The sequence below is a fragment of the Kitasatospora sp. NPDC087271 genome (assembly GCF_044744605.1).
Classification (GTDB): domain Bacteria; phylum Actinomycetota; class Actinomycetes; order Streptomycetales; family Streptomycetaceae; genus Kitasatospora.
Map to the genome: position 1 here is coordinate 135,253 of NZ_JBIUYQ010000018.1, position 23,330 is coordinate 158,582.

Below are 23,330 nucleotides of genomic sequence, written 5' to 3' on the forward strand. Positions count from 1 at the left end.
GCCGCCGCGGCCCCGGCCTCCGGGCCGTCAGTCCCGGCGGCGGGCCGCCATCCAGACGTAGACCAGGATCCCGGCGAACAGGAACAGCACGCCCTGGTAGACGGCCGCGTAACCGGCGCCGGCCACCAGCCACAGGGAGAAGCCGAAGGCGCCCAGGCCCAGCACCGCGTCCCGGGCGAGCCGACCCCCGGAGACCTTGTCGGGCATGCCGCGCACCAGCCAGTACAGCTGCGCGGCGGTGGAGAGCAGGTACGGGACGGTCGCGGTGAAGGTGGTGACCAGCACCAGGATGTCGAACGCGCCCTTGGCGCCGGTGGCGAAGTTGAGGATGGTCAGCACCGAGGCCAGTGCGACGCTGGTCACGACGCCGAACACCGGGACGCCGCGCCGCTCCTTGGCGAAGGCGGCCGGGAACAGCCCGTCCTTGGCGGCCGCGTACGGCGCCTGGGCGGCCAGCAGCGTCCAGCCGTTGAGCGCGCCGGTCATCGAGACGAGTGCGGCGACGGCGATGGCCGTGCCGCCCCACGTGCCGCCGAACATGGCGTCCACGGCGTCCGAGAACGGCGCGGTGGAGTGGATCAGCCGGTCGTGGGCGACGGTGCCGAAGACCGCGAGCGTGCCCAGCAGGTAGACCACCGCCGCACCGGCCGTGCCGAGCACGCTGGCCCGCCCGACGTTGCGCTCCGGATCGCGGACCTGGCCGGCGCTCATCGCGGCCGACTCCACGCCCAGGTAGCTGAAGAGCAGGATGGCCGCGGCCGCCGTCATCCCGCCGGCCCAGCCGTGCCCGGTGGCGTCGAAGGGGCCCAGGTTGCGCGCGTCGAAGAAGCCCAGGCCGCCCACCGCGACCAGCAGTAGCGGGATGAACTTGAGGACGGTGGAGACGAGTTGGACGGCGCCGACGTAGCGGGTGCCGGCCAGGTTCGCCAGCGCGGGCAGCCACTGGAAGGCCATCGCGGCGGCGATGCTGAGCCCGATGGAGTGGCCGACGGGCAGCAGCACGTCGAGGTAGCCGACGGCGGCGACCGCGAGCGCGGCGTTGCTGACCCAGGTGGTGATCCAGTACGACCAGGCCGACAGGAACCCGGCGAAGTCCCCGAAGGCCTCCCGGGCGTAGACGTACGGCCCGCCGGTGCGCGGGTTGCGGCGCGCGAGCTGCCCGAAGACGAGCGCGAGTGCGATCGCGCCCACGGTCAGGACGACGAAGGAGACCAGGCTGACCGTCCCGTAGGGGGCCACGGCGGCGGGGATCATGAAGATGCCGCCGCCGATGATGTTGCCCATCACCAGGGCGGTGGCGGTCGGCAGGCCGAAGCGGCCGCCCTTGCGGGGCGTCGCGGTGACCGCTTCCGGGGTCTCCGGCGGGCTCGGTCGGGTCGCCTGCCGGGGTGCGGCCGGGCTGGTCTGCATGAGGGTGGTGCGCCTTTCGTGGTCCTGCGCGTGCTCGGTGGAGCCACCGTTCATGCTCGAACCGGGTGGCGTCCTGTACCAAATCGATGGGATTTGTTCAGTCGGCCTGGCATGTCACCGCAAGACTTGCGGTCCCGCGCCGGTCGGACGGGCACTCGTCCTGCGCCGGTCCGGACCGGCCGTTCGGTGTGCGGCCGGGTGTCCGAGGGCGTTCACCCGGGGGAGGGAAGTCGTCACCCGAATGCCTCAGCCGGTTTGCGGCGTGCCGCGGCGCGTGCGCGTTCGTGTGCAAACGTTGGCCCGGCGCTTCCCCCGGTGGGGCGCCGTCCGCCCCGTCCGGTGGCCGCACCGGCCGTTCCGGGAGGCGGATCGAGGACCAGAATCGAACCAGAGGACATCAGATGTCGCTTCGTGGGAAGATCCGCAAGCTCGCCGTGATCGCGGCCGTGGCGGGCGCCGCTGCCTTCGCGGCGCCGGCGCCGGCGATGGCGGCCTGGCACGGGTCGCACTCGTCGACCGGGCAGAGCCTGGAGTCGGGTTCGGCTGGTGTCGGCCTGTTCGGCCCGCACGCCAACTGGCTGAACGTCCACGAGCACACCGAGGACGACTGCATCGGCGACTGCTGACCGACCGGTGAGCCCGGGGGCCGCTGTGGGCCCCCGGGCTCACGGCTGTCCGAGCGGCGGCCCGAGCGGCGGCCCGAGCAGGTCAGGCCGGCCGGGCGGGGGCGGCGGCCCGCTGGCGCAGTTCCTTCAGTACGGCGATGTCCATCGCGTGCCCGGTGCCGTCCCCGCCGTGCTTGCGGTCCGGGGTCTCCACCAGCAGCGGGACACCGGCCGTCTCCGGGTGCTCGAACAGCTCGCGGAACGGTTCCGCGCCGATCATCCCGGCGCCGATGTTGGCGTGCCGGTCCTTGCGCGCGCCGACGACGTCCTCGGAGTCGTTGGCGTGGATCAGCCGCAGCCGGCCCGGCCCGGCCGCCGACGCCAGGGCGTCCAGCGCGGCCGTCACCCCGCCGGGTACGGCCAGGTCGTGCCCGGCGGCGAAGGCGTGGCAGGTGTCCAGGCAGACGCCGACCTTCGGGTGCCCGTCCAGCGCCTCGACGTACTCGGCGAGCTCCTCCAGCCGGGAGCAGAGCGAGCTGCCCTGGCCCGCCGTCGGCTCCAGCAGCAGCCAGGGCGCGTCCTCGCCGAGGGCGTCCAGTTCGTCCAGCAGCGGCCGCACGTCGGCCCGGACCTGTGCCATCGCCTCGGCCCGCCGGGAGCCGCCGCCGGGCGCCGTGCCGACCGCCGACCCGGTGTGCAGGACGACGCCCAGCGCGCCGATCGCGTGGCCGCGGCGCAGCGAGTGCCGCAGCGAGTCGGCCGAGCGCTCGCGGGTGGCCGGGTTGTCCGAGCCGAAGTTGATCAGGTACGGGGCGTGCACCCAGGCGGGGAGTGCCTGCTCGGCGCAGGCCGCCCGGAACTCCTCGTCCTGCGCGGGGTTGCCCGGCGGGGTGGCCCAGCCGCGCGGGTTGGCCACGAACACCTGCACGGTCTCGGCGCCGACCCGGCGCGCGTACGCCAGCCCCGTTCCGGCCAGCCCGCGGGCGGCCACCGGGACGTGGGCGCCGACCGGGTTGCGGAGGGTGCCGAAGGGCGCTGCGGGTGCGGTGGTCATGGCCCCGAGGATGTCACGCCGCCGGCCGGCGGTGGCACGCGGCCCGGCCGGCGGTGCCGGGGCGGTCCGAGGGCGTGCCGTGCGGCGCGGCCCGGAGCGCGCCGCGCCGTACGCGCCACGCCGGGCCGTCCCACCACCGGCCGACGCCCCGTCAGTCCCGCAGCCCAGCCCTGGTGGCGGGCCCACCCGGCGGCCCATAGCGTCGAGTCGGCCGCACCCACCGGCCGTCACCGCCCACGCACACCGCGTAAGAACAGACACCGCGTACCTAGCGCGCCGCCCGGCAGGCTCCGGCCGCACACCGGCGAGCGCGCCGGAAAGAACAGGTCACCACTCATGCCCACGCGACGGGTCCACCACTTCGCCGCGGCCACCGCCGCCGCCACCGCCCTGACCACCGTCCTCGCCGGCCTGGCCGCCGTGCCCGCGGCCCACGCCGCCGACGGCCTGCACGTCGTCCAGCCGGGCGAATCGATTCAGCAGGCCGTCGACGCCGCCCTTCCCGGCGACACCGTCCAACTGCTCGCCGGCACCTACCCCGGCAGCGTCCGCATCACCACCCCGGGCCTCACCCTGCGCGGCGCCGGCGCGGACAGCGTGATCACCCCCGGGGACGGTACCGAGAACGCCTGCGCCACCGCCGGACACGGCCTGTGCGTCGACGGCACCGAGGCGGCCCCGCTGCCGGACGTCACCATCGAGACCCTCGCCGTCACCGGCTTCCGCAAGAACGGCATCGACGCCAGCGGCACCACCGGCCTGACCGTGCGCGACACCTACGTCCACGACAACGCCCAGCAGGGCATTAGCCAGGAGATCTCCACCCGGGCCCGGATCGTCGGCAACCGCGCGACCCACAACGGCCAGTCCGGTGTCTTCCTCGCCAACTACGCCTACCGCGAGGGCGGCGCGCCCGACACCGGGGGCACCGTCGTGGAGGGCAACGAGCTGACCGAGAACCGGGTCGGCGTCACCGTCCGCCGACTGCGCGGGCTGGCCGTCCAGGACAACGAGCTCCGCGGCAACTGCGCCGGGGTCTTCGTGGTCGGCGACGAGGGCGTGCCCCGGGCCGGGGACCTCGACGTGCGCCGCAACGAGGTCGTCGCCAACAACATGTTCTGCCCGGCCAACCCGCGGCTGGGCGCCATCCAGGGCGCGGGCATCGTGCTCACCGGGGTCGAGGACGCCCGGGTCACCGACAACGAGGTCCACGACAACGTCGGCAGCTCGGACTTCTCCGGCGGGATCGTCCTCTTCAAGAGCGTCGTCGGCGTCGCCAACGCCCGCAACACCGTCGCCGACAACCACCTGAGCGGCAACAGCCCGGCCGACATCGCCGACCGCGACACCGGCGAGAACGCGTTCGCCCGAAACACCTGCGCGCGGTCCGAGCCGTTCGGCCGCTGCTGAGCCGCGGCACCCACTCCCGGTACGACCCGCCCCCGGCACGCGCCCCCGGCACCCCCGCCCCCGTCGACAAGGAAGACCTCCCATGACGATCGCACCGCCCCCGACTCCCCAGGCCGCGATGCGCCTGCGCGAGCTCGTCTTCGGCGCCGCCTGCGCCGCCGCCGTCCGCGCGGCCGCCCGGCTCGGTGTCGCCGACGTGCTCGGCGACACCCCGACCAGCCTCACCGATCTCGCCGCCGCCCTCGACACCGAGCCCTTGCCGCTGCGCCGCCTGCTGCGCGCGCTCACCTGCTACGGCATCTTCTCCGAGACCTCCGACGACCGCTTCGAGCACACCGAGATGTCCCGCCTGCTGCGCGAGGACGCCCCCAACTCGCTGCGCTACATCTCCCTCTGGTGCACCGAGCCGTGGACCTGGGAGGCCTGGCCCAAGCTGGACGAGGCGGTCCGCTCCGGCCGCAACGTCTTCCCCGAGCTGTTCGGCAAGGAGTTCTTCGACTACCTGCACAGCGACGCGGGCGACTCCGCGAAGGTCTTCGACAAGGCGATGACCACCTCCAGCCGGCAGTCCGCCCACGACCTCGCCGAGTACCTGGACCTCACCGGCGTCGACTCGGTGGCGGACATCGGCGGCGGCCAGGGGCACGTGCTGGCCAGCCTGCTGGAGAAGCACCCGGCGCTGCACGGCACCCTGCTCGACCTGCCCAAGGTGGTCGCCGGCGCCGAACCCCGGCTCCAGGACGGCGGCGCCTTCTCGGCCCGCGCCCGGCTGGTGCCCGGTGACTGCCGGGTGGAGATCCCGGTCCGCGCCGACCTCTACATCATCAAGAACATCCTGGAGTGGGACGACGAGAGCACCCGCCGCACCCTCGCCAACGTGGTCGCCGCGGCCCGGCCCGGCGCCCGCGTCGTGGTGGTGGAGAACCTGGTCGACGACAGCCCGTCGATGCGCTTCACCACCGCGATGGACCTGATGCTGCTGCTCAACGTCGGCGGCGCCAAGCACTCCAAGGAGAGCATGGTGCGGCTGATGGAGGACGCCGGACTGGACGTCGCGGACGTCCACCCGGTCAACCCCTACCTGCACGCCTTCGAGGCCACCGTGCGCGGCTGAGCACCGGCCCCCACGCGAACGACCGCCGTCCCCCCGGGAGTTGGGGGCGGCGGTCGTTCGCGTTGCCGGTCAGGCCGGGTGCGAGGAGTCCAGGTGCGCGAAGACCACCACGTTGTCCGTGTAGTCCTTCTGGCCCTTGTCGTACGCACCGCCGCAGGTGATCAGCCGCAGCTGGGCGTCGGGCGTCTGGCCGTACACCTTGTCGTCCGGGAAGGCGTTCTTGGGGAAGGCCTCCACCGAGTCCACCGAGAACACCGCGACCGTGCCGTCCGCGCGCTCCACCTCGATCTGCTGGTCCGGTTGCATCTGGCTCAGCATCACGAACACCGCCGGGCCCGTGGTGGTGTCCACGTGCCCGGCGACCACCGAGCTGCCGAGCTCGCCCGGGGAGACGCCGTCCCGGTACCAGCCGACCAGGTTGTCGTCGTCCGGCGGCGGCGCGGTGAGCTGGCCCTCCGGATCGAGCGTCAGCTCGGTGAACGGGGCGTCGACGCCGATCTGCGGGATCCGCAGCCGGGTCGGATTGGCGCGGCCCAGCGACGGTGGCGCGGGGGCCGGGTCCTCGGCGGCCTCCGCAGGGGCCTCCGCGGGGGCCTCTGCGGGGGTGGTGGCCGGTGCGGACGGGCGGGGGGTGGCCGGCGCGACGATCGCCGGGGGACGGGTCATGCGGGACGCCGAGTTGGCTCTCGGCGTGGTGTCGACCGAGTTGTACATCAGCAGCAGGCCGACCGCCGCCGCACCGATGCCGGTGCGCAGCAGTCGGGACATTCCAGGGACGGGACCGCCCATCGCTCCTCTTTCTCCATTCCCATGCGCAGCCGGGCCGGTGGCGGCCCGAAAAAGTCCGAAAGGTCCAGAAGGTCCAAAACGACCCGCCGCCCCCGTGCGCGCCGCCCTGGTGGGGAGGCGCGTGGGGGCGGCGTCAGATGCCGGACGTCAGATGGTGGCGCCGGTGTTGCGGCGGTTGCGGCGCAGCGCGTACGCGCCGGCCCCGAGGCCGCCGATCAGCAGGACGGCACCGGAGGCGAGGCCGCCACCGGACAGCGTGGTGCCGGTCTCGGCCACGGCCAGGCCGCCACCGCCGGCGTGCACGCCGCCGTGCGGGCCCTTGCGGCCGTGCTCGCCACCGCGGCCGTGCTCGCCGCCCCGGCCCTCGCCGCCCTTGTCGCCGCCGCGGCCCTCGCCGCCCTTGTCGCCGCCGCGGCCGTGCTCGTCGCCACGGCCTTCGCCACGGCCGTGCTCGTCGCCGCGACCCTCGCCACGGCCGTGCTCGTCGCCACGGCCTTCGCCACGGCCGTGCTCGTCGCCACGGCCTTCGCCACGGCCGTGCTCGTCGCCGCGACCCTCGCCACGGCCGTGCTCGTCGCCACGGTCGTCGCCACGGCCGTGCTCGTCGCCGCGGTCGGACTGGTCCTGCGAGGTGAGGCTCTTCGCCTGGTCGGCGGAGCCGTCGGCGAAGGCCATGGGGGTGCCGACGGTGAGAACGGCGGCGACAGCCGCCCCGGCGAGCAGAGTGCGTGCAGAACGCATGAGGTTGATCCTTCCGATACACAGGCCCGCGATCGCCGGCACGGCGCCGGACAAGGGAATTCGTGGGAACTGCGTCTGATTCACCGTCAACCACCGCGACGTCCGCCGCCACCGGAGAGTGGCGACTTGGGTACGGACTGTGCTCGATTCGAGTGGAGTCCCGGCCCGGTTCACCCGGGTGCCCCAGTGAGACGGGTGAAAAGGATTCGCGGCGGTCCGGGCCGAGCCGGTCCTGTGCTGACGGCGTGTCGGGCCCGTTCAGAAGGCACTGACGCCGCGTCGGGCGGGCTCGGATGGTGCTGACGCGACGTCGGGCAGGCCCGGGATGGCACTGACGCCGCGTCGGGCGGCCCGGATGGTGCTGACGTGCCGTCCGGCGGGCGTGGGTGGCACTGACGCCGCGTCGGGCCGGCTCGGGCGGCGCTGACGCCACGTCCGGTCGAGCCGGACGCGCACGTGGGCCCGCCCCCGGCGGATGGCCGGGGGCGGGCCCAGGACGAGCGGGACGGGGTCAGCGGTCCCAGCGGTAGAACTCGTACGCCATGGCGTCCTTCGGCTCGCGCCAGGTGGCCGGGTCGTAGGCCTGGACGAAGGCGGTCAACTGGTCACTGACGGACCGGAACTCCGGGTGGCCGATGACCTTGGCGACGGCCGGGCCCGGCGGGCGTTCGGCCTCGATGAGGTGCAGGTAGACGTCGCCGAACTGGAACAGGCTGCGGCCGGTGACGCCGATCAGGTGCGGCAGTTCGCCCTGGTCGGACGTGGCGAACACCTCGGCGATGTCCGGTGCGGCCTCGGGCTTCATCCGGGCGACGATCAGGGCGCGGTGCATTCCGGTCACCGCTCCGCCGCCCGCTTCTCGACCTTCTCGCGGATCAGCTCCAGCTGGATCCGGGAGTTGCGGTTGATGTGGTTGACCATGCCGTGGTCGTCGACCGGGGCGGTGGGCTTCATCGCGAAGTCCTGGATCCAGCGCATCCTCGTCCCGGCCGGGACCTCGGCGTACTCCCAGCGGATGTCCATAAACTCGAACGGGCCGGGCTCGACCCGGCGGGCGCGCACCGCGAGCGAGGACTTGTCGGTGGTGCGCTCGGAGACCCAGCTCCACACCTGGCCGTTCTCGTCCGGGTGCATGGTGAGCCGGAAGCGGACGCTGTCGCCGTCGCGCTCCAGCACGTCCACCGAGGCGTACTCGCTGAAGAGGTCCGGCCAGTTCTCCAGGTCGTTGGTGATCTCCCAGACCAGGTCGAGGGGCGCGGCGATGACGATCTCGTTGTCGGTGTGTCCGGGCATCTCAGGCACCAGCTTTCGGGGAGAGGAGGGAGGTGTTGACGAGCTGCAGGAACTCGGCCGGGGTCTTGGCGGACTCGGCGCCCGAGGTGACCTTGAGGCCGTGCCGGTTCTCCAGTTCGCCGACGACGCCGAGCAGGCCGAGCGAGTCGACGCCGAACTCGTCGAACTGCGCGCCCGGGCGCTCCAGGTGCAGCGGGTCGACGGTGACGCCGGCCCGGGCCTGGATCAGGGCGGCCAGCTCGTGATAGCTGAGGGTGTTGCTCACGGGATGTCCCTTCGGTGGAGTTGCGGGTGCGGATTCAGGGCCGGTCTCCGCACCGGAGCACCAGTGCGGAGTTGGAACCCATCAGCCCGCGGCTGAGCACCAGTGCGGTGCGCAGTTCGGCCGGACGGGCGCGGCCGGTCACCAGGGCGAGGTCGTGGCTGACCTCGGTGACGTTCGGGGTGGGCGGCAGCACGCCGTCCTCCATGGCCAGGACGGCGGCCGCCACGTCCAGCATCGGCGCGCCGCAGTAGGCCCGTCCGGTGCCGGACTTGGGGGCGGTGACCGGGACGCGTTCGGCCGCCGGACCGAGCGCGTCGGCCAGTGCGAGCGCCTCGGCCCGGTCGGCGGCCGGAACGCCGAGCGCGTCCGCGAAGACCACGTCGATCTCCTCGGGCGCGATCCTGGCCTCGTCCAGGGCGATGCGGATCGCGGCGGCCAGCCCCTCGCGGGACTCCTCCCAGCGGGAGGCCCCGGTGAAGGTGGAGCCGTGTCCGGCCAGGTGGGCCCGGACGGCGGCGCCGCGCCGCCGGGCCGCCTGCTCGTCCTCCAGCAGCAGCATCGCGCCGCCCTCGGCGGGGGCGAAGCCGCAGGCCTGCGCGGTGAACGGCAGATAGGCCCGGTCGGGCTGCCCGGCGAGGCTGACCTCCGGGTAGCCGAGCTGGCAGACCATCGAGTACGGCGCCAGCGGTGCCTCGGCGGCGCCCGCCACCACCGCGTCGGTGCCGCGCTCGATCGTGCGGGCCGCGTGCGCGAGCGCGTCCAGGCCGCCGGCCTCGTCGCTGGCGACCACCCCGCACGGACCCTTGTAGCCGCCGCGGATCGAGATCTGGCCGGTGCTGGCGGCGTAGAACCAGGCGATGGACTGGTACGGGCCGACGAACTGCGGCCCCTTGCCCCAGAGCTGCTGGAGCTCGCGCTGGCCGAACTCGCCGCCGCCGGAGCCGGCCGCGGTCACCACCCCGACCGCGAAGGGATGCTCGGGGTCGGGGCGGAATCCGGCGTCCGCCACCGCCAGGTCGGCGGCGGCCATCGCGTAGTGCGTGAACCGGTCGGTCTGCACCAGGTACCGGCTGTCGATCGCGGCCCGCGGGTCGAAGTCCCGCACCTGGCCGGCGACGCGCAGCGGCAGCCCGTCGCAGCCCTCGCGGGTGATCCGGTCGAGGACGCTCACGCCCTGCCTGGTGGCCTTCCAGAAGGCGTCGGCCCCAACGCCGTTCGGCGCCACCACGCCGAGGCCGGTGACCACCGCCCGGCGGCCCTGCTGACGTGACGTCATGACACTCACCCCGTTCTGTTGAGCACGACGGCGGACTGGAATCCGCCGAATCCGCTGCCGACCGAGAGGATGTGGCTCAGCGGCAGCTCGCGCGCGGTGCGCGGCACGTAGTCGAGGTCGCACTCCGGGTCCGGAGTCTCGTAGTTGGCGGTCGGCGGCACCACGCCGTGGGCCAGCGCCAGGGTGCAGGCGACCACCTCGATGGCGCCGATCGCGCCGAGCGAGTGCCCGACCATCGACTTGATGGAGCTCATCGGCGTCCGGTAGGCGTGGGCGCCGAGCGAGCGCTTGACGGCGGCGGTCTCGTGCCGGTCGTTCTGCTTGGTGCCCGAACCGTGCGCGTTGACGTAGCCGACGTCGGTGCGGTCCACCCGGGCGTGGGCGAGCGCGTCGTCGATCGCCCGGGACATCTCCAGCCCCTCCTGGGTGAGGCCGGTCATGTGGTAGGCGTTGCCGAAGGTGGCGAAGCCGCCGATCTCGCCGTAGATCCGGGCGCCGCGGCGGCGGGCGTGTTCCAGTTCCTCCAGCACCAGGACGGCGCCGCCCTCGCCGAGGACGAAGCCGTCCCGGTGGGCGTCGAAGGGCCGGGAGGCGTGCTCCGGGTCGTCGTTGCGCTCGCTGGTGGCCTTGATGGCGTCGAAGCAGGCGACGGTGATCGGCGAGATCGGCGAGTCGGAGGCGCCGGCGATGCAGATGTCGGCGCGCCCCTCCTCGACGGCCTGGAAGCCGTAGCCGATCGCGTCGAGGCCGGAGGTGCAGCCGGTGGAGACGGTCTGCACCGGGCCGTGCGCGCCTGTGCGCTCGGCGACCGTGGAGGCCAGCGTGCTGGGCGCGAAGGCCCGGTGCAGCTGCGGATCGGCCCGCTGGTGGTCGACGTCCCAGCGGGCGCCGCCGGAGCTGACCAGGGCGTAGTCGTGCTCCAGCCGGGTGGTGCCGCCGACGGCGGTGCCGAGCGAGACGGCGATCCGCCACGGGTCCTCGGCGGCCAGGTCCAGGCCCGCGTCGGCGATCGCCTCGTCCGCCGCGACCATCGCGAACTGCACGTAGCGGTCCGCTCGCTGGACGTCCGCCGGGCCCAGCCCGTGGGCCGCCGGGTCGAAGTCGACCTCGGCGGCGATCCGGGAGCGGAACCCGGTGGGGTCGAAGAGCGTGATGCCCCGGGTGGCGGTGCGGCCGGCGGTGAGGAGCTCCCAGAACGCCGGGACCCCGACCCCGCCGGGCGCGACGACGCCGATCCCGGTGACGGCGACGCGCCGGGTCACGAGGCCACCTTGGCGTGTTCCGGCGGCCCGGCGGCGCCGGTCTCCTCGGTGTCCACGTGGCCGAGTTCGGGGCGGGGGGCGAGCGGGCCGAGGTGGAACACCATCCGGGCCTCGGTGTCGCCGACGTTGCGGAAGCGGTGGCGCATGTTGATCGGGATCATCAGGCCCTGGTTGGGCCTGATCGGACGGCTCTCGCCGTCCAGGTCCACCTCCAGGTCGCCGCTGACCACGAACACGAACTCCTCGGAGTACGGGTGGTAGTGCTCGCCGATCCGCTCGCCGGGCTGGACGATCGCCAGCCCCATGAACCCGCTGGTCGCCCCGCAGGTGGTCGGGGTGAGCATGGCGCGCAGGTCGCCGCCGCGCCGACGGTTCTCCGGTGCCTCGTCGACGTGCACGATCCGTGGGTACTGCGTGGTCATGGTGTTTTCCTCCGAGAGATGCGGCTGGTTCTTCAGTTGTCCTGCGAGCTGCGGTCGGTGACCGGGTTCATGGCGCGGGCCGCGAGGGCGGCGGCGAGTCCGGTGGAGGTGCGCAGGTCGCCCTGCGGGCCGAGGTCGAGCAGTCGGCCGAGTGCGGCGGCCTCCTGGTCGCCCGCCACGCCGAAGGCGGCCGCCGGGTCGGCCTCGGCCGGCACCCGCAGGTCGACCAGGCGCACCACCACGTCCGCCCGGTGGAACACGGTGCTGGCCGCGACCGGGCCGGTCGGGTCGGCGGTGGCGAGGTTGTCGTAGTCGGCGAGCAGCTCGGCGACGGCCTGCCCCTCGCCCGGGCGGACGGGGTACAGCACGGCGTGCCGGTGCAGCCGGGCGGAGGTCGGGGAGCTGGCGATCGCCTGGTGCTTCGCCGGCAGCGCGGCCCGGGCGAAGAAGGCGCGCGCGGCCTGCGGGTCACCCAGCTGGCGGGCCTCCTCCAGGTACGGGTTGATCGCCTCCTCGACGGCCCGCACCTCCGGCTGCATCGCCACGTGGCGCAGCGCGTCGCCGAGGTTGCCGACCACCTCGACGGCCCGGACCACCCGGTTGCCGTGCATGAACAGCGAGGTGCGGTGCAGCCGGGTGTGCTCGTCCACCTCGGCGCGGGGCGAGGCGTAGCCGGACAGGATCCGGGCCACCTCGTGCTCGCTGCCGGGCTTGACCGTGAAGGTGAGCGCGTGCCGGACCACGCCGTCCGGGCCGGGCTCGGCCTTCGGCGGGCCGACGTGCCCGGCGGGCTCGGTGCGCGGCAGGCCGGGCGGCACCTCCAGGGGGGCCCGGGTGCCGGTGGAGCCGGCCGCCGAGGTCTCGCGCAGGATGCCGTAGCGCAGCGAGCGGAAGTTGTCGCTGACGCAGCCGTGCATCGGCTTGACCATCTCTCGGTGGGCGGGGCTGTCCACCCACTCCAGGAAGGTGTCCTGGTCCTCCCACTCGCTGGTGATCAGCCACTGGCGGGGGTCGTTGATCGACTGGCACAGCTGGTCGCTGACATGGCCGGGCACCGAGGCGACCTGGTGGCGCAGCTGCTCGTAGACGTCGAGGAAGCGCTGCTGGGCGCCGTCCTGGATCTCCAGCATCAGTACCACCCGGAGCCGGGTGTCGGAGTCGGCCTGCTGCTTCCGCTGCGGTTCGGACAGAGTTGTCATGATCCACTTTCTGCTCTGGGCCGCACGTTGCGGGCCGCGGTGGGCCGCGTCCGGGGGGTGCTCCCGGCTTGGGAGGGCGGTGCGACGGCGATCGGCCCGGTCGGTCGGCGCCAGGCCTGAAGTCGATCGTGAGCGGCGTACCGGGGTGCCGCGATATTTGCGGGCCATCCGGGGGAAGAGGCGGCACAAGCACCCTCGGGCGGGGGATGGAAGAGCGGGGCCCCCGGCCGTGCGGCCCCCTCGACGGCGGCCCCGATCCCAGGCGCCGGTCCGCTGAATCCCCTGACAGGGTGGAGCAATTGATGAATCCGAAGGTTGACGACCGGGTGCCGGTCCTGATCGTGGGAGGGTCGCTGGTCGGGCTGTCGGCCTCGCTCTTCCTCGGCCGACTGGGTGTCAGGCACCTGCTGGTCGAGAAGCACGCCGACACCTCGCATCACCCGCGTGGCCGAGGCAACAACGTCCGCACGATGGAGCTGTACCGGGTGGCCGGGATCGAGCCGGCGATCCGCGAGGCGGCGTCGGTCCTCGCCCCGAACCACGGCATCCTCCAGGCGCCCTCGCTGACCGGCACCGAGCAGGAGTGGCTGTTCCGGGAGATCGACCCCGGCGGGCGGCTCGCCCGGTTCAGCCCCAGCTCGTGGTGCCTGTGCAGCCAGAACGACCTGGAGCCGGTGCTGCTGCGCGCCACCCGCGACCTCGGCGGCGACGTCCGCTTCAACACCGAGCTGGTCTCCTTCGAGCAGGACGCCGAGGGCGTCACCTCGGTGCTGCGCAGCCGGGAGACCGGCGAGGAGCGCCGGGTGCGCTCGGACTACCTGATCGCCGCGGACGGCCCGCGCAGCCCGGCCCGCGAGCGCCTGGGCATCGGCCAGAGCGGCCAGGGCGAGCTGTTCCACAACGTCAGCATCACCTTCCGCGCCAAGCGGCTGGCCGACGTGGTCGGGGACCGGCACTTCATCGCCTGCTACCTGACCAACCCGGAGGCGGACGGCGCGCTGCTGCCGGTGGACAACCAGGAGGAGTGGGTCTTCCACGCGCCCTGGCACCCCGAGCACGGTGAGCCGCTGGAGGCGTTCACCGACGAGCGCTGCGAGCGGCACATCCGCACCGCCGTCGGCCTGCCGGAGCTCGACGTCGAGGTGACCGGCCGGGCGCCCTGGCACGCCGCCGAGCGGGTGGCCGAGCGGTACGGCGCCGGGCGGGTCTTCCTCGCCGGGGACTCCGCGCACGAGATGTCGCCGACCGGCGCGTTCGGCTCCAACACCGGCATCCAGGACGCGCACAACCTGGCCTGGAAGCTCGCCGCGGTGCTCTGCGGGTGGGCCGGGCCGGAGCTGCTGGAGACGTACGGGCAGGAGCGCCGCCCGGTCGCGCAGGTGACCAGCGAGCGCGCCTCGGCCCGCTCGGCCGAGCACAGCCACCCCGGGTACGCGGTGGTGCCGGGTGCCGGGCGGCAGACCGGGGTGCTCGGGGTGGCGCTCGGCTACCGCTACCCGGTGGGCGCGGTGATCGGGACGGACCCGGCGGGCGCGGTCGTCCCCGAGAAGTTCGAGTCGGCCGGGGAGCCGGGCAGCCGGGCCCCGCACCAGTGGCTGCTGCGGGCGGGCGTGCGCCTGTCCACGCTGGACCTGTACGAGCAGGCGATGGTGCTGCTCACCGGCCCCGAGGGCGCGGCCTGGCAGGCCGGGGCGCGGCGGGCGGCCGACCGGCTGGCCGTCCCGTTGGACGCCTACCGGATCGGCGGCGGCGCCGAGGACGACCTGGCGCCGGAGCCGGGCGCGGACTTCGCGGAGCTGCACGGGATCGGCCCGGCGGGCGCCGTGCTGGTCCGGCCGGACGGCTTCGTCGCCTGGCGCTCGACGGGCGCGGCGGACGACCCGGAGGCGGAGGTCGCCGGGGCCCTGCGGGCGGTGCTGAGCCTGTAGCGCCCGGCCGACAACGGGACCTGCCCGCCGGTTTCCCAACCGGCGGGCAGGTCTTCGTGCTTGACGACGGATCCGGCCGGAGCCGCCGTCCGGGGGCCGTCGGTCAGGGGGTGGCGAGGTCGGACGGGTCGGTGTTGGCGCCGCACAGGAGGACGGCGACCCGCTCGCCCTCCGCGTGGTCGAGGGCCGCCAGGGCGGTGGAGGCCGCGTACTCGACGGCGATGCGGCGGTCCTCCCAGAGCCGGCGGCGGGCACGCACGATGGCCTCGTCGTCGACCAGGACGGACCGGACGCCCTCGTGGCGGGCGGCGTGGACGGCGAGGGCGGTGGCGCGGCGGGCGCCGAGGGCGTCCTGGGCCACGGAGGACACCGGGACGTCGACGGGGTGGCCGGCGGCGAGGGCGGCGTGCAGGGCCCGGCTGCCCTCCGGCTCCACCGCGACCACCCGGACGCCGTGCTCGCGGGCCGCGACGGCCACCCCGGCGAACAGCCCGCCGCCGCCGACCGACACCACCACCGTGTCCAGCCCGGGGACCCGGGCGCGGATCTCCTCCAGCACGGTGCCCGCGCCGGCGGCGATCAGCGGGTGGTCGTAGGCGTGCGAGGCCAGCGCCCCGCTGCCCGCCGCGAACTCCTCGCAGGCCGCCAGTGCCTCCGCGTACTCCCGGCCGACCAGCCGCACGTCGGCGCCGTACGAGCGCAGCCGCGCCAGCTTCACCGGGGAGGCCGTCTCGGGCAGGAACACCGTGGCGCGCACGCCGAGCTCGCGCGCGGCCCAGGCGCAGGCCAGCCCGGCGTTGCCGCCCGAGGCGATGGTGACCCCGGCCTCCGGCAGGGTGCCCGCCTCGGCGTGCGCGAGCAGGAAGTTCTGCGCACCGCGCGCCTTGAAGCTGCCGGTGTGCTGGAGGAACTCCAGCGCCAGCCAGGTCCGCCCGCGGTCGTCCCCGGGGGCGACCGCGACCGGCCGCACCCTCCCGGCGATCCGCTCGCCGGCGGCCTTGACCTCGTCGTACGTCAATCGGTCCATCGTGCCTGCTCCTCAAGCCGGGTGCGTCGCCTCTGGGCTTGACGGTACGTCGCGGGCGCGGGACGAGGAAATGATCACGGTCGGACGGCACCGGGGCGGGGCCCTGGCGCCGGCCGACCGGGGCGCGAGGAGGAGGCCGCTAGGGGACCGGGCGGAGGGTGACGGGTCTGGGGGTGAGGGCGCGCAGCACCAGGTCGATCCTGACCTTGGCGGCCCCGGCGCGCTGGAGGGCGGTGGCGACCGCCCGCAGTTCCTCGGGGCCGGTGCAGGCGAGGCGGAGCTCCAGGTCGGCGTCGCCGGCGAGGGAGAGCCCGCCCTGGACGGCCGGGTGCTCGGCGGCCAGCCGGTCGAAGTCGAGCGGGACCGGCCCGTAGCTGACCCGGGCGAGCGCATGCAGCGCCCGGGCCGGCTCAGGTGGTTCCGGTTCGGGGTCCGGGTCCTCGGGGACCAGCTGGAGGGCGGTCACCGGTGCTGGAGCTGTGCGGTCGGGACGGGGGCGAGCGGGGCGGCGGGTGCGGTGACGGGCGGGGCGACCAGGCGCGGGTCGAGGACGAGGGTGTCGATGCCGAGCGGGGCGGTGAGCGCGCGCAGGGCGGGTTCACCGAGTTCGGTGAAGGCCTGGTCCGGCCCGAAGAGGGCGGCGAGCGACTCGGGGCTGGAGAAGCCGACGGCGCAGCGGCGGCCGTCGCGCAGGCGGAAGAGGCGGAGGGCGGTGGTGGTGCCGGTACCGGAGACGGTGACCGGAACGTGCCAGACGACGCGGGCCATGCGAGTGCTCCCGGGTGGGGTGGTGGTGCCTGCCGGAACTGCTGCTTCGACGCTAGGCCGGGTTCCGCCGGGCGTCGCCGGTCCTGACGCGGCGTTGACCGAATGGGTGGGTGCGTTGACGCACCCCTGACGGTCGGTTCACCCGAGTGGACTAAACCACTCCCTATCATTACGTAAACATCCCTATCGGATGGTATGTTTCCTGCGGATGAGGGTGTTCGAGAGGATGGTCGCAGGTGGCGCAGTACTACTCGGTGGAACAGGTGGCCGAACTTCTCGGCCTGCACGTGCGCACCGTCCGCGGTTACATCCGCGACGGCCGGCTCGCCGCGGCCAGGATCGGCAAGCAGTACCGGATCGCCCGTGCGGACCTGGAGGCCTTCACCGGCGCCCCGGCCGCCCCGCCCGCGCCCGGCGCCGGCGCGCGGCGGGCCGAGGTGTCCGCCGTCGTCCGGATCGAGAACGTCGACCGGGCCGCCGCCGACCGGCTGTCCACCGCCGTTATGGCCGCGATCGCCGGCCCGCGCGAGGGCGGCCGGCCGCTGCACGTCGAGACCGTCCACGACGAGGAGCGGGAGACCCTGCGGCTCGTCGTCCTCGGCGATCCGGCCGATACCGCCGCGCTGCTCGGCATCGTCCACACGATGACCGCGTCCATGCACTGACGCCGGCCGCGTCGGATGGCGTCGGTCACACCGAATCCGCATCGGGATCCGCATCGGGTCCATATCGGATCCACATCGACCAGGGAGAACGGCAATGTCCGAGCAGTACGGCACGACGGTCCTGCGGCTGCCCGCCGAGGGCGCGCCGATCCGCGAGGAGCAGGACGCCATGGACGTGATCGGCGACGCGTTCGGCCGCGGTGCCTCCTGGGTGGTCGTCCCCGTCGCCCGGCTGCACCCGGACTTCTTCACGCTGCGCACCCGGGTCGCCGGCGGCATCGTGCAGAAGTTCGTCAACTACCGCGTCGGCCTCGTGGTCCTCGGCGACATCGCCGACCACGTCGCGGCGAGCGACCCGCTGCGCGACTTCGTCCGGGAGAGCAACCGCGGCCGGCAGCTCTGGTTCCTCGCCGACGAGACGGAGCTGGCGGCCCGGTTCACCGAGGTCTGAGCGTTCTCCGCTTGCCCCGCACCCGCCCCGGGACCACGGTGGAGCTGACCGTCGGCGCGCCCCCGGGGCGCCCGGCGCGCGCTCCGGGGCGGGGGGAGGTGGAGCTAGGGGGTCGTGACGAGATATCTTGACGTCAAGACGTTGGAGACGTGAAGCGGAGTACCGATGACTGACTCGACCATCATCTATACGCACACCGACGAGGCTCCGGCCCTGGCGACCTACTCGTTCCTGCCGGTTGTCCAGGCATACGCCTCGACGGCGGGTGTGCGCGTGGAGACCCGCGACATCTCCCTGGCCGGGCGGATCATCGCGAGCTTCCCGGAGCGTCTCGCCGAGGGCCAGCGGATCGAGGACGCCCTCGCCGAGCTGGGCGACCTCGCCAAGACCCCGGGCGCCAACATCATCAAGCTGCCGAACATCTCGGCGTCCATCCCGCAGCTGAAGGCCGCCGTCGCCGAGCTGCAGGCACAGGGCTACGCGCTCCCGGACTACCCGGACGACCCGCAGACCGACGAGGACAAGGACGTCCGCGCCCGTTACGACAAGGTCAAGGGCAGCGCCGTCAACCCCGTCCTGCGCGAGGGCAACTCGGACCGCCGCGCCCCGGGCTCGGTGAAGAACTACGCCAAGACCCACCCGCACCGCATGGGCGCCTGGTCGGCCGACTCCGAGACCAACGTCGCCACCATGGGCCAGAACGACTTCCGCTCCACCGAGAAGTCCGCCGTGATCGCCGCCGACGGCGCGCTGCGGATCGAGCTGGTCGCCGAGGACGGCAGCGCCACCGTGCTGCGCGAGCGCGTCCCGGTGCTGGCCGGCGAGGTCGTCGACGCCTCGGTGATGCGCGTCGCCGCCCTGCGCGAGTTCCTGACCGCCCAGGTCGAGCGCGCCAAGGCCGAGGGCGTGCTGTTCTCGGTCCACCTCAAGGCCACCATGATGAAGGTCTCCGACCCGATCATCTTCGGCCACGTGGTCCGCGCCTTCTTCCCGAAGACCTTCGCCAAGTACGGCGAGGTGCTGGTCGCCGCCGGTCTGGACCCGAACAACGGCCTCGGCGGCATCCTCAACGGCCTGGACGGCGTGCCGCACCTGGGCGCGGAGATCAAGGCCTCGTTCGAGGCCGAGCTCGCCGAGGGCCCGGCCCTGGCGATGGTCGACTCGGACAAGGGCATCACCAACCTGCACGTCCCGAGCGACGTCATCGTCGACGCCTCGATGCCGGCCATGATCCGCACCTCCGGCCACATGTGGGGCCCGGACGGCCAGGAGGCCGACACCCTCGCCGTGCTGCCCGACAGCAGCTACTCCGGCGTGTACCAGGCCGTCATCGACGACTGCCGCGCCCACGGCGCCCTGGACCCGGCCACCATCGGCTCCGTGCCGAACGTCGGTCTGATGGCCCAGAAGGCCGAGGAGTACGGCAGCCACGACAAGACCTTCGAGATCGCCGCGGCCGGCACCGTCCGCCTCGTCGACGCCGAGGGCAACGTGGTGCTGGAGCAGGCCGTCCAGCCGGGCGACATCTTCCGCGCCTGCCAGACCAAGGACCTGCCGATCCAGGACTGGGTCAAGCTGGCCGTCACCCGCGCCCGCGCCACCGGCGACCCGGCGGTGTTCTGGCTGGACGAGAACCGCGCCCACGACGCCGTCCTGATCGAGAAGGTCAAGAAGTACCTGCCGGAGCACGACACCACCGGCCTGCAGATCGAGATCAAGTCCCCGGTCGAGGCCACCACGTTCTCGCTGGAGCGCATCCGCCGCGGCGAGAACACCATCTCGGTGACCGGCAACGTGCTGCGCGACTACCTGACCGACCTGTTCCCGATCCTGGAGCTGGGCACCAGCGCCAAGATGCTGTCGGTCGTCCCGCTGATGGCGGGCGGCGGCCTGTTCGAGACCGGCGCCGGCGGCTCCGCCCCGAAGCACGTCCAGCAGCTGGTCAAGGAGAACTACCTGCGCTGGGACAGCCTCGGCGAGTTCTTCGCCCTGGCCGCCAGCTTCGAGCACCTGGCCACCAGCACCGGCAACGCCCGCGCCCAGGTGCTGGCCGACACCCTGGACCGCGCCACCGGCACCTTCCTCAACGAGGACAAGTCGCCGAGCCGCCGCCTCGGCGGCATCGACAACCGCGGCAGCCACTTCTACCTGGCCCTGTACTGGGCCCAGGAGCTGGCCCAGCAGACCGCCGACGCCGAGCTGGCCCAGGCGTTCGAGGGCCTGGCCAAGGCGCTCGGCGAGCAGGAGACGACCATCGTCGACGAGCTGATCGCCGTGCAGGGCTCGCCGGTCGACCTCGGCGGCTACTACCAGCCGGACCCGGCCAAGGCCGCGGCGGTGATGCGCCCGTCCAAGACCTTCAACGAGGCGCTCGCCAACCTCGCCTGATCCCAGGGGAGTCGAAGCACCGGGAGGCTCCCGGGTCCGGTACCGGACCCGGGAGCCTCCGGGCTTTCCGGGCTTTCCGGGCGGCCTCCGCGGCCGCCGCGGGGCCAGCGCGGAGGAAGATCATCAACGGTTCGTCAGAGTGCCGTCAAGATCGCGGGTGGTGCCGGTGAGCGGCCCTAGCATCCGGAGGACCGCTCTCCGCTGCGGATCCGCAGACGGACGCCACCTCGCCGAACGATCGGGGCACTTCAGCATGCGCGCTTCCTCCCGCCGGACGACCAGGGTCACCCAACGGGCCGTCGCCGGCACCCTGTTGGCGGCCCTGGCCTCGACCGGCCTGATGGCCGTGCCGCAGCAGGCCTCGGCGGCGACCGACTGCCCGGGCATCGAGCCGGGCGTCGGCGGGCCCGCCAACATCGGCAACGGCAACTGCTACAGCGCGCTGATCAGTTCCATCGGCGCCATGATCGGGGGCTTCCGCAGCGCGGCCCTCACCGCGCAGGCCGACAACGCGGCGTTCACCCAGGGGATGGCCGGCCAACTGAGCGCCGCCGCACCGGGGTTCAACGTGATGGTGTTCAAGTACGACGGCACCGACCTGTACGACACCCTCTGGTTCCGCAACGTCTACGAGGCGGACATGCGCGGGGTGCTGATCGACCAGACCGTCAAGCTGGAGCACCACGACAGCGAGGGCGGCCCGACCGGCTACGACGACTTCCGGATCTGGGTCTTCGCGGGCGAGTCGACCTTCACCAACAAGGGCGACGGCGGCTACGGGAACTGGGCCTTCGTCGGCAGCGACTCGGACCGGACCGTGACCACCTCCCGGTCCTGCGTGCTGATCCGGTGCTACGACAGCAAGCGGATCATCCACTTCCCGGCCCGCGAGATCCCGGCCGACATCGCGGGGACCCCCGGCACCCCGGGCGTCCCCGTCACCCCCGGCATCCCCGGCACGGTGCCGGGTGTCAGCACGGGTGGTACCGCCACCCCGGGTGTCCCGGCCAAGCCCGGTACGGTGCCGGGCGTCAGCACCGGTGGTACCGCCACTCCCGGCGTGCCCGCGCACCAGGGCGGCGGTGGCGGCGGTGACGCCGTGACCGGGCTGCTGTACCCCACGGTGAAGACCGGCCGGGGCCCGGTGGCCACCGGGGCTGCCTCCGGCCCCTCGATCCTCGCCGGCACCAGCGGCCCCAAGAACACCGGCTGGCAGTTCACCGCACTGGGCAACGGCCGCTACAAGATCACCAGCGCCGTGTCCGGCCTCGCGCTGACCGAGAACACCAAGGGCTACGTCGCCGACGCCAAGCCGTGGACCGGCGCCGACGAGCAGAAGTGGCAGCTCGTCGCGCAGGGCGACGGCCAGTACCAGATCCGGATCACCGACCAGGACTGCCTGACCTACGACGAGGACGCCAAGGCCCTGGGCGTCTGGACCTGCAACAGCGGCTGGAACCAGCAGTGGAGGCTCCAGTAGCAGCCGCCGGGCCCGGGGCATAGGTCCGCCTAGCCGAGGAGGGCCCCGGTGCCCGCGAGGAGCAGGAGGGCGGCGGCGTTGGCGCGCGGGTAGGCGAGTGCCGTGCCGACCGCCTCCCGCAGCAGTGCGTACGGGCCGTGGGCGAGCAGTCCGTCCGCGGCGACCACCCGGCCGGGGGCGCCGGCCCGGCGGGCGGCGAGCGCGGTGCGGGCGGTGTGGAAGCCGCTGGTGACGACCGTGCACCGGTAGCCGGGCCGTTCGGCGGCCATCAGCGCCGCGCTGAAACGCAGGTTCTCGACGGTGTTCACGGCCCGTTCCTCGCGCCGGATCCGGTCGGCCGGGACGCCCCGGGCGGTCAGGTAGCGGGCCATCGCGGCGGCCTCGGTGCACTCCTCGTGCGGGCCCTTCCCGCCGGTGACCAGAAGCAGCGGCGTGTGCCCGGCGGCCTCCTCGGCGGCGAAACGTTCCAGCGCGGCGTCCAACCGGGCCGCCAGCGGCGGGGCGGGCTCGCAGCCGTCCAGGGCGGCGCCGAGGACGACCAGGTAGTCCGCCCCGACGGGGGCGGGGCGGCGCCCCTGCCGCAGCGCGCAGCCGAGGAAGCCGAGCAGCCAGAGCAGGACGTACCCGCCGAGCAGGACGGCGACGATCAGCAGAGCGTGCATACCGTCCGAACGTATACGGCGGAACCCCCGTTCCACCGGGGACGGGGGTTCCGTGGTGCAGGCGGCGGTGGGCTCAGCCGGCGTCGGCCGCCGGGGTGACGGGGGTGACGGGGGTGACAGCGGCGGCCGGGGCGGCCGGGGCCGCCGGGCGCGGGCCGCGCTTGTGCAGTGAGGCCAGATAGGCGTTGTACGCCTCCAGCTCGGCGTCGCCGCTGCGCTCCTCGGCGCGGTCGGAGCGGCGGGCCTGCCGCTGTTCGGAGCGCATCCACTGGTACACCAGCGCGATCAGCACGATCGCGGTCGGGATCTCGCCGAACGCCCAGGTGATGCCGCCGGCCAGCTTCTGGTCCTCCAGGAGGTCGGTGCCCGGTGGCGCGCCCTCCACGGTGAAGGTGGTGACCAGCGGGTGGCTGGCCATCATCACGGCCACGCCGAAGAAGGCGTGGAACGGCATGCCCATGAACAGCTCGATGATCCGCATCACATGGCCGGGGCGGTGCGGGCCCGGGTCCACGCCCATGATCGGCCAGAAGAAGGCCAGACCGGTGAGGAGGAAGTGCACCATCATGAAGATGTGCCCGGCGCGGTACTGCATCAGGAAGTCGAACAACGGGGTGAAGTAGACCCCGTACAGGCTCGCGATGAACATCGGGATGGTGAAGGCCGGGTGCGAGATCACCCGGACGTACCGGCTGTGCAGCAGCGCCACCAGCAGTTCGCGCGGCCCGCGCGGGCGCCCCTTGCCGGCCGGCCGCAGCGCGCGCAGCGCCAGCGTGATCGGCGCGCCCAGCAGCAGCAGGATCGGCGTCAGCATGGACAGCACCATGTGCTGGATCATGTGCGCGCTGAACAGCACCATGCCGTAGTCGTTCAGCCCGGTGCAGGTGACCAGGATCAAGCTGCCGACACCGGCCGCCCAGCCGACCATCCGGCCGATCGGCCAGCGGTCGCCGCGCCGGTGGAGCCGGACCACGCCAGCCGCGTACAGCGCCAGGGCGGCCAGGCCTCCCAGCAGGAACACCCAGTCGGGGGACCAGGTCCAGACGTTGGACAAGGTGAACGGGCCTAGCTGGGTCATCCCGCCGTGGTGGTGCATGCCTGACATTCCGTCGCCCATCGGG

Annotated in this window: 24 protein-coding genes; 8 read left to right on the plus strand and 16 right to left on the minus strand. The window is 73.6% G+C overall.

Annotated features, from left to right (window positions below; translation table 11 throughout):
- Positions 1-27: 27 nt before the first annotated feature.
- Positions 28-1,410 carry an amino acid permease gene (locus tag ACIO9K_RS27185; RefSeq protein WP_363586029.1) on the minus strand — a complete coding sequence of 461 codons (1,383 nt, stop codon included), beginning with the start codon at positions 1,408-1,410 and terminating at the stop codon, positions 28-30.
- A gap of 401 nt (positions 1,411-1,811) precedes the next feature.
- Here ACIO9K_RS27185 and ACIO9K_RS27190 point away from each other — a divergent pair, with 401 nt between their 5' ends.
- Positions 1,812-2,036, plus strand: a complete 225-nt coding sequence (locus ACIO9K_RS27190) for a hypothetical protein (protein WP_363585984.1) — start codon at positions 1,812-1,814, stop codon at positions 2,034-2,036.
- Between the two features lie 82 nt (positions 2,037-2,118).
- Here ACIO9K_RS27190 and ACIO9K_RS27195 read toward each other — a convergent pair whose 3' ends face one another.
- Positions 2,119-3,069 (minus strand): deoxyribonuclease IV, encoded by a 951-nt coding sequence (locus ACIO9K_RS27195; RefSeq protein ID WP_400333837.1) that lies wholly within the window; start codon positions 3,067-3,069, stop codon positions 2,119-2,121.
- A gap of 336 nt (positions 3,070-3,405) precedes the next feature.
- Between ACIO9K_RS27195 and ACIO9K_RS27200 the strand changes: the two genes are divergently transcribed.
- Positions 3,406-4,479 carry a right-handed parallel beta-helix repeat-containing protein gene (locus ACIO9K_RS27200; RefSeq protein ID WP_363620990.1) on the plus strand — a complete coding sequence of 358 codons (1,074 nt, stop codon included), beginning with the start codon at positions 3,406-3,408 and terminating at the stop codon, positions 4,477-4,479.
- Positions 4,480-4,561: 82 nt separating this feature from the next.
- On the plus strand, positions 4,562-5,593 hold the full coding sequence (locus ACIO9K_RS27205; RefSeq protein ID WP_363585987.1) for a methyltransferase: 1,032 nt from the start codon (positions 4,562-4,564) through the stop codon (positions 5,591-5,593).
- A gap of 69 nt (positions 5,594-5,662) precedes the next feature.
- On the opposite strand, the gene ACIO9K_RS27210 is transcribed toward ACIO9K_RS27205, so the two are convergent.
- The 9 genes from ACIO9K_RS27210 to ACIO9K_RS27250 form a co-directional block, all read right to left on the minus strand.
- On the minus strand, positions 5,663-6,361 hold the full coding sequence (locus ACIO9K_RS27210; RefSeq protein WP_363620993.1) for a class F sortase: 699 nt from the start codon (positions 6,359-6,361) through the stop codon (positions 5,663-5,665).
- Between the two features lie 168 nt (positions 6,362-6,529).
- Positions 6,530-7,123: a hypothetical protein gene (locus ACIO9K_RS27215; RefSeq protein ID WP_363585989.1), complete on the minus strand. Its 594-nt coding sequence runs from the start codon at positions 7,121-7,123 to the stop codon at positions 6,530-6,532.
- A gap of 511 nt (positions 7,124-7,634) precedes the next feature.
- A complete protein-coding gene (locus ACIO9K_RS27220) occupies positions 7,635-7,955 on the minus strand; it encodes a TcmI family type II polyketide cyclase (RefSeq protein ID WP_400333899.1) in 321 nt (106 codons plus the stop codon).
- A 5-nt stretch (positions 7,956-7,960) separates the two neighbouring features.
- The gene (locus ACIO9K_RS27225) at positions 7,961-8,416 is read right to left on the minus strand and encodes an SRPBCC family protein (protein WP_363585990.1); all 456 of its coding nucleotides are present in this window, start codon (positions 8,414-8,416) and stop codon (positions 7,961-7,963) included.
- Position 8,417: 1 nt separating this feature from the next.
- A complete protein-coding gene (locus ACIO9K_RS27230) occupies positions 8,418-8,681 on the minus strand; it encodes an acyl carrier protein (protein WP_350879137.1) in 264 nt (87 codons plus the stop codon).
- Positions 8,682-8,715: 34 nt separating this feature from the next.
- Positions 8,716-9,957: a beta-ketoacyl synthase N-terminal-like domain-containing protein gene (locus ACIO9K_RS27235; RefSeq protein ID WP_400333844.1), complete on the minus strand. Its 1,242-nt coding sequence runs from the start codon at positions 9,955-9,957 to the stop codon at positions 8,716-8,718.
- 5 nt (positions 9,958-9,962) lie between these two features.
- Entirely contained in the window at positions 9,963-11,219 is a 1,257-nt protein-coding gene (locus tag ACIO9K_RS27240; protein ID WP_363620996.1) for a beta-ketoacyl-[acyl-carrier-protein] synthase family protein, read from the minus strand.
- A complete protein-coding gene (locus ACIO9K_RS27245; RefSeq protein ID WP_350879141.1) occupies positions 11,216-11,641 on the minus strand; it encodes a cupin domain-containing protein in 426 nt (141 codons plus the stop codon). The genes ACIO9K_RS27240 and ACIO9K_RS27245 overlap by 4 nt, the downstream gene beginning before the upstream one ends.
- A 32-nt stretch (positions 11,642-11,673) precedes the next feature.
- Positions 11,674-12,840, minus strand: coding sequence for a SchA/CurD-like domain-containing protein (locus ACIO9K_RS27250; RefSeq protein ID WP_400333849.1), 1,167 nt, complete (start codon positions 12,838-12,840; stop codon positions 11,674-11,676).
- A 302-nt stretch (positions 12,841-13,142) separates the two neighbouring features.
- Here ACIO9K_RS27250 and ACIO9K_RS27255 point away from each other — a divergent pair, with 302 nt between their 5' ends.
- Positions 13,143-14,768, plus strand: a complete 1,626-nt coding sequence (locus ACIO9K_RS27255) for an FAD-dependent monooxygenase (RefSeq protein ID WP_363620999.1) — start codon at positions 13,143-13,145, stop codon at positions 14,766-14,768.
- A gap of 103 nt (positions 14,769-14,871) precedes the next feature.
- Here the strand turns inward: ACIO9K_RS27255 and ACIO9K_RS27260 are convergent, their stop codons facing one another.
- From ACIO9K_RS27260 to ACIO9K_RS27270, 3 genes are all read right to left on the minus strand, one after another.
- Positions 14,872-15,795 carry a serine/threonine dehydratase gene (locus ACIO9K_RS27260; RefSeq protein ID WP_363585996.1) on the minus strand — a complete coding sequence of 308 codons (924 nt, stop codon included), beginning with the start codon at positions 15,793-15,795 and terminating at the stop codon, positions 14,872-14,874.
- 139 nt (positions 15,796-15,934) lie between these two features.
- Positions 15,935-16,261, minus strand: a complete 327-nt coding sequence (locus tag ACIO9K_RS27265; RefSeq protein WP_363585997.1) for a hypothetical protein — start codon at positions 16,259-16,261, stop codon at positions 15,935-15,937.
- Positions 16,258-16,563 (minus strand): SAV_915 family protein, encoded by a 306-nt coding sequence (locus ACIO9K_RS27270; protein ID WP_363585998.1) that lies wholly within the window; start codon positions 16,561-16,563, stop codon positions 16,258-16,260. Before ACIO9K_RS27270 ends, ACIO9K_RS27265 begins: the two co-directional genes overlap by 4 nt.
- A gap of 236 nt (positions 16,564-16,799) precedes the next feature.
- Between ACIO9K_RS27270 and ACIO9K_RS27275 the strand changes: the two genes are divergently transcribed.
- The 4 genes from ACIO9K_RS27275 (at position 16,800) to ACIO9K_RS27290 (ending at position 21,547) form a co-directional block, all read left to right on the plus strand.
- On the plus strand, positions 16,800-17,228 hold the full coding sequence (locus ACIO9K_RS27275) for a helix-turn-helix domain-containing protein (RefSeq protein WP_400333854.1): 429 nt from the start codon (positions 16,800-16,802) through the stop codon (positions 17,226-17,228).
- A gap of 94 nt (positions 17,229-17,322) precedes the next feature.
- The gene (locus tag ACIO9K_RS27280; protein WP_363586000.1) at positions 17,323-17,679 is read left to right on the plus strand and encodes a DUF4180 domain-containing protein; all 357 of its coding nucleotides are present in this window, start codon (positions 17,323-17,325) and stop codon (positions 17,677-17,679) included.
- Positions 17,680-17,844: 165 nt separating this feature from the next.
- Positions 17,845-20,067: an NADP-dependent isocitrate dehydrogenase gene (locus ACIO9K_RS27285; protein WP_363586001.1), complete on the plus strand. Its 2,223-nt coding sequence runs from the start codon at positions 17,845-17,847 to the stop codon at positions 20,065-20,067.
- 253 nt (positions 20,068-20,320) lie between these two features.
- Positions 20,321-21,547: an RICIN domain-containing protein gene (locus ACIO9K_RS27290; RefSeq protein ID WP_400333858.1), complete on the plus strand. Its 1,227-nt coding sequence runs from the start codon at positions 20,321-20,323 to the stop codon at positions 21,545-21,547.
- A 29-nt stretch (positions 21,548-21,576) separates the two neighbouring features.
- Here the strand turns inward: ACIO9K_RS27290 and ACIO9K_RS27295 are convergent, their stop codons facing one another.
- Both ACIO9K_RS27295 and ACIO9K_RS27300 read right to left on the minus strand, forming a co-directional pair.
- Complete coding sequence (locus ACIO9K_RS27295; RefSeq protein ID WP_363621003.1) at positions 21,577-22,209, minus strand: YdcF family protein; 633 nt, start codon at positions 22,207-22,209, stop codon at positions 21,577-21,579.
- A gap of 73 nt (positions 22,210-22,282) precedes the next feature.
- On the minus strand, positions 22,283-23,305 hold the full coding sequence (locus ACIO9K_RS27300) for a cytochrome c oxidase assembly protein (protein ID WP_400333861.1): 1,023 nt from the start codon (positions 23,303-23,305) through the stop codon (positions 22,283-22,285).
- Positions 23,306-23,330 lie beyond the last annotated feature (25 nt).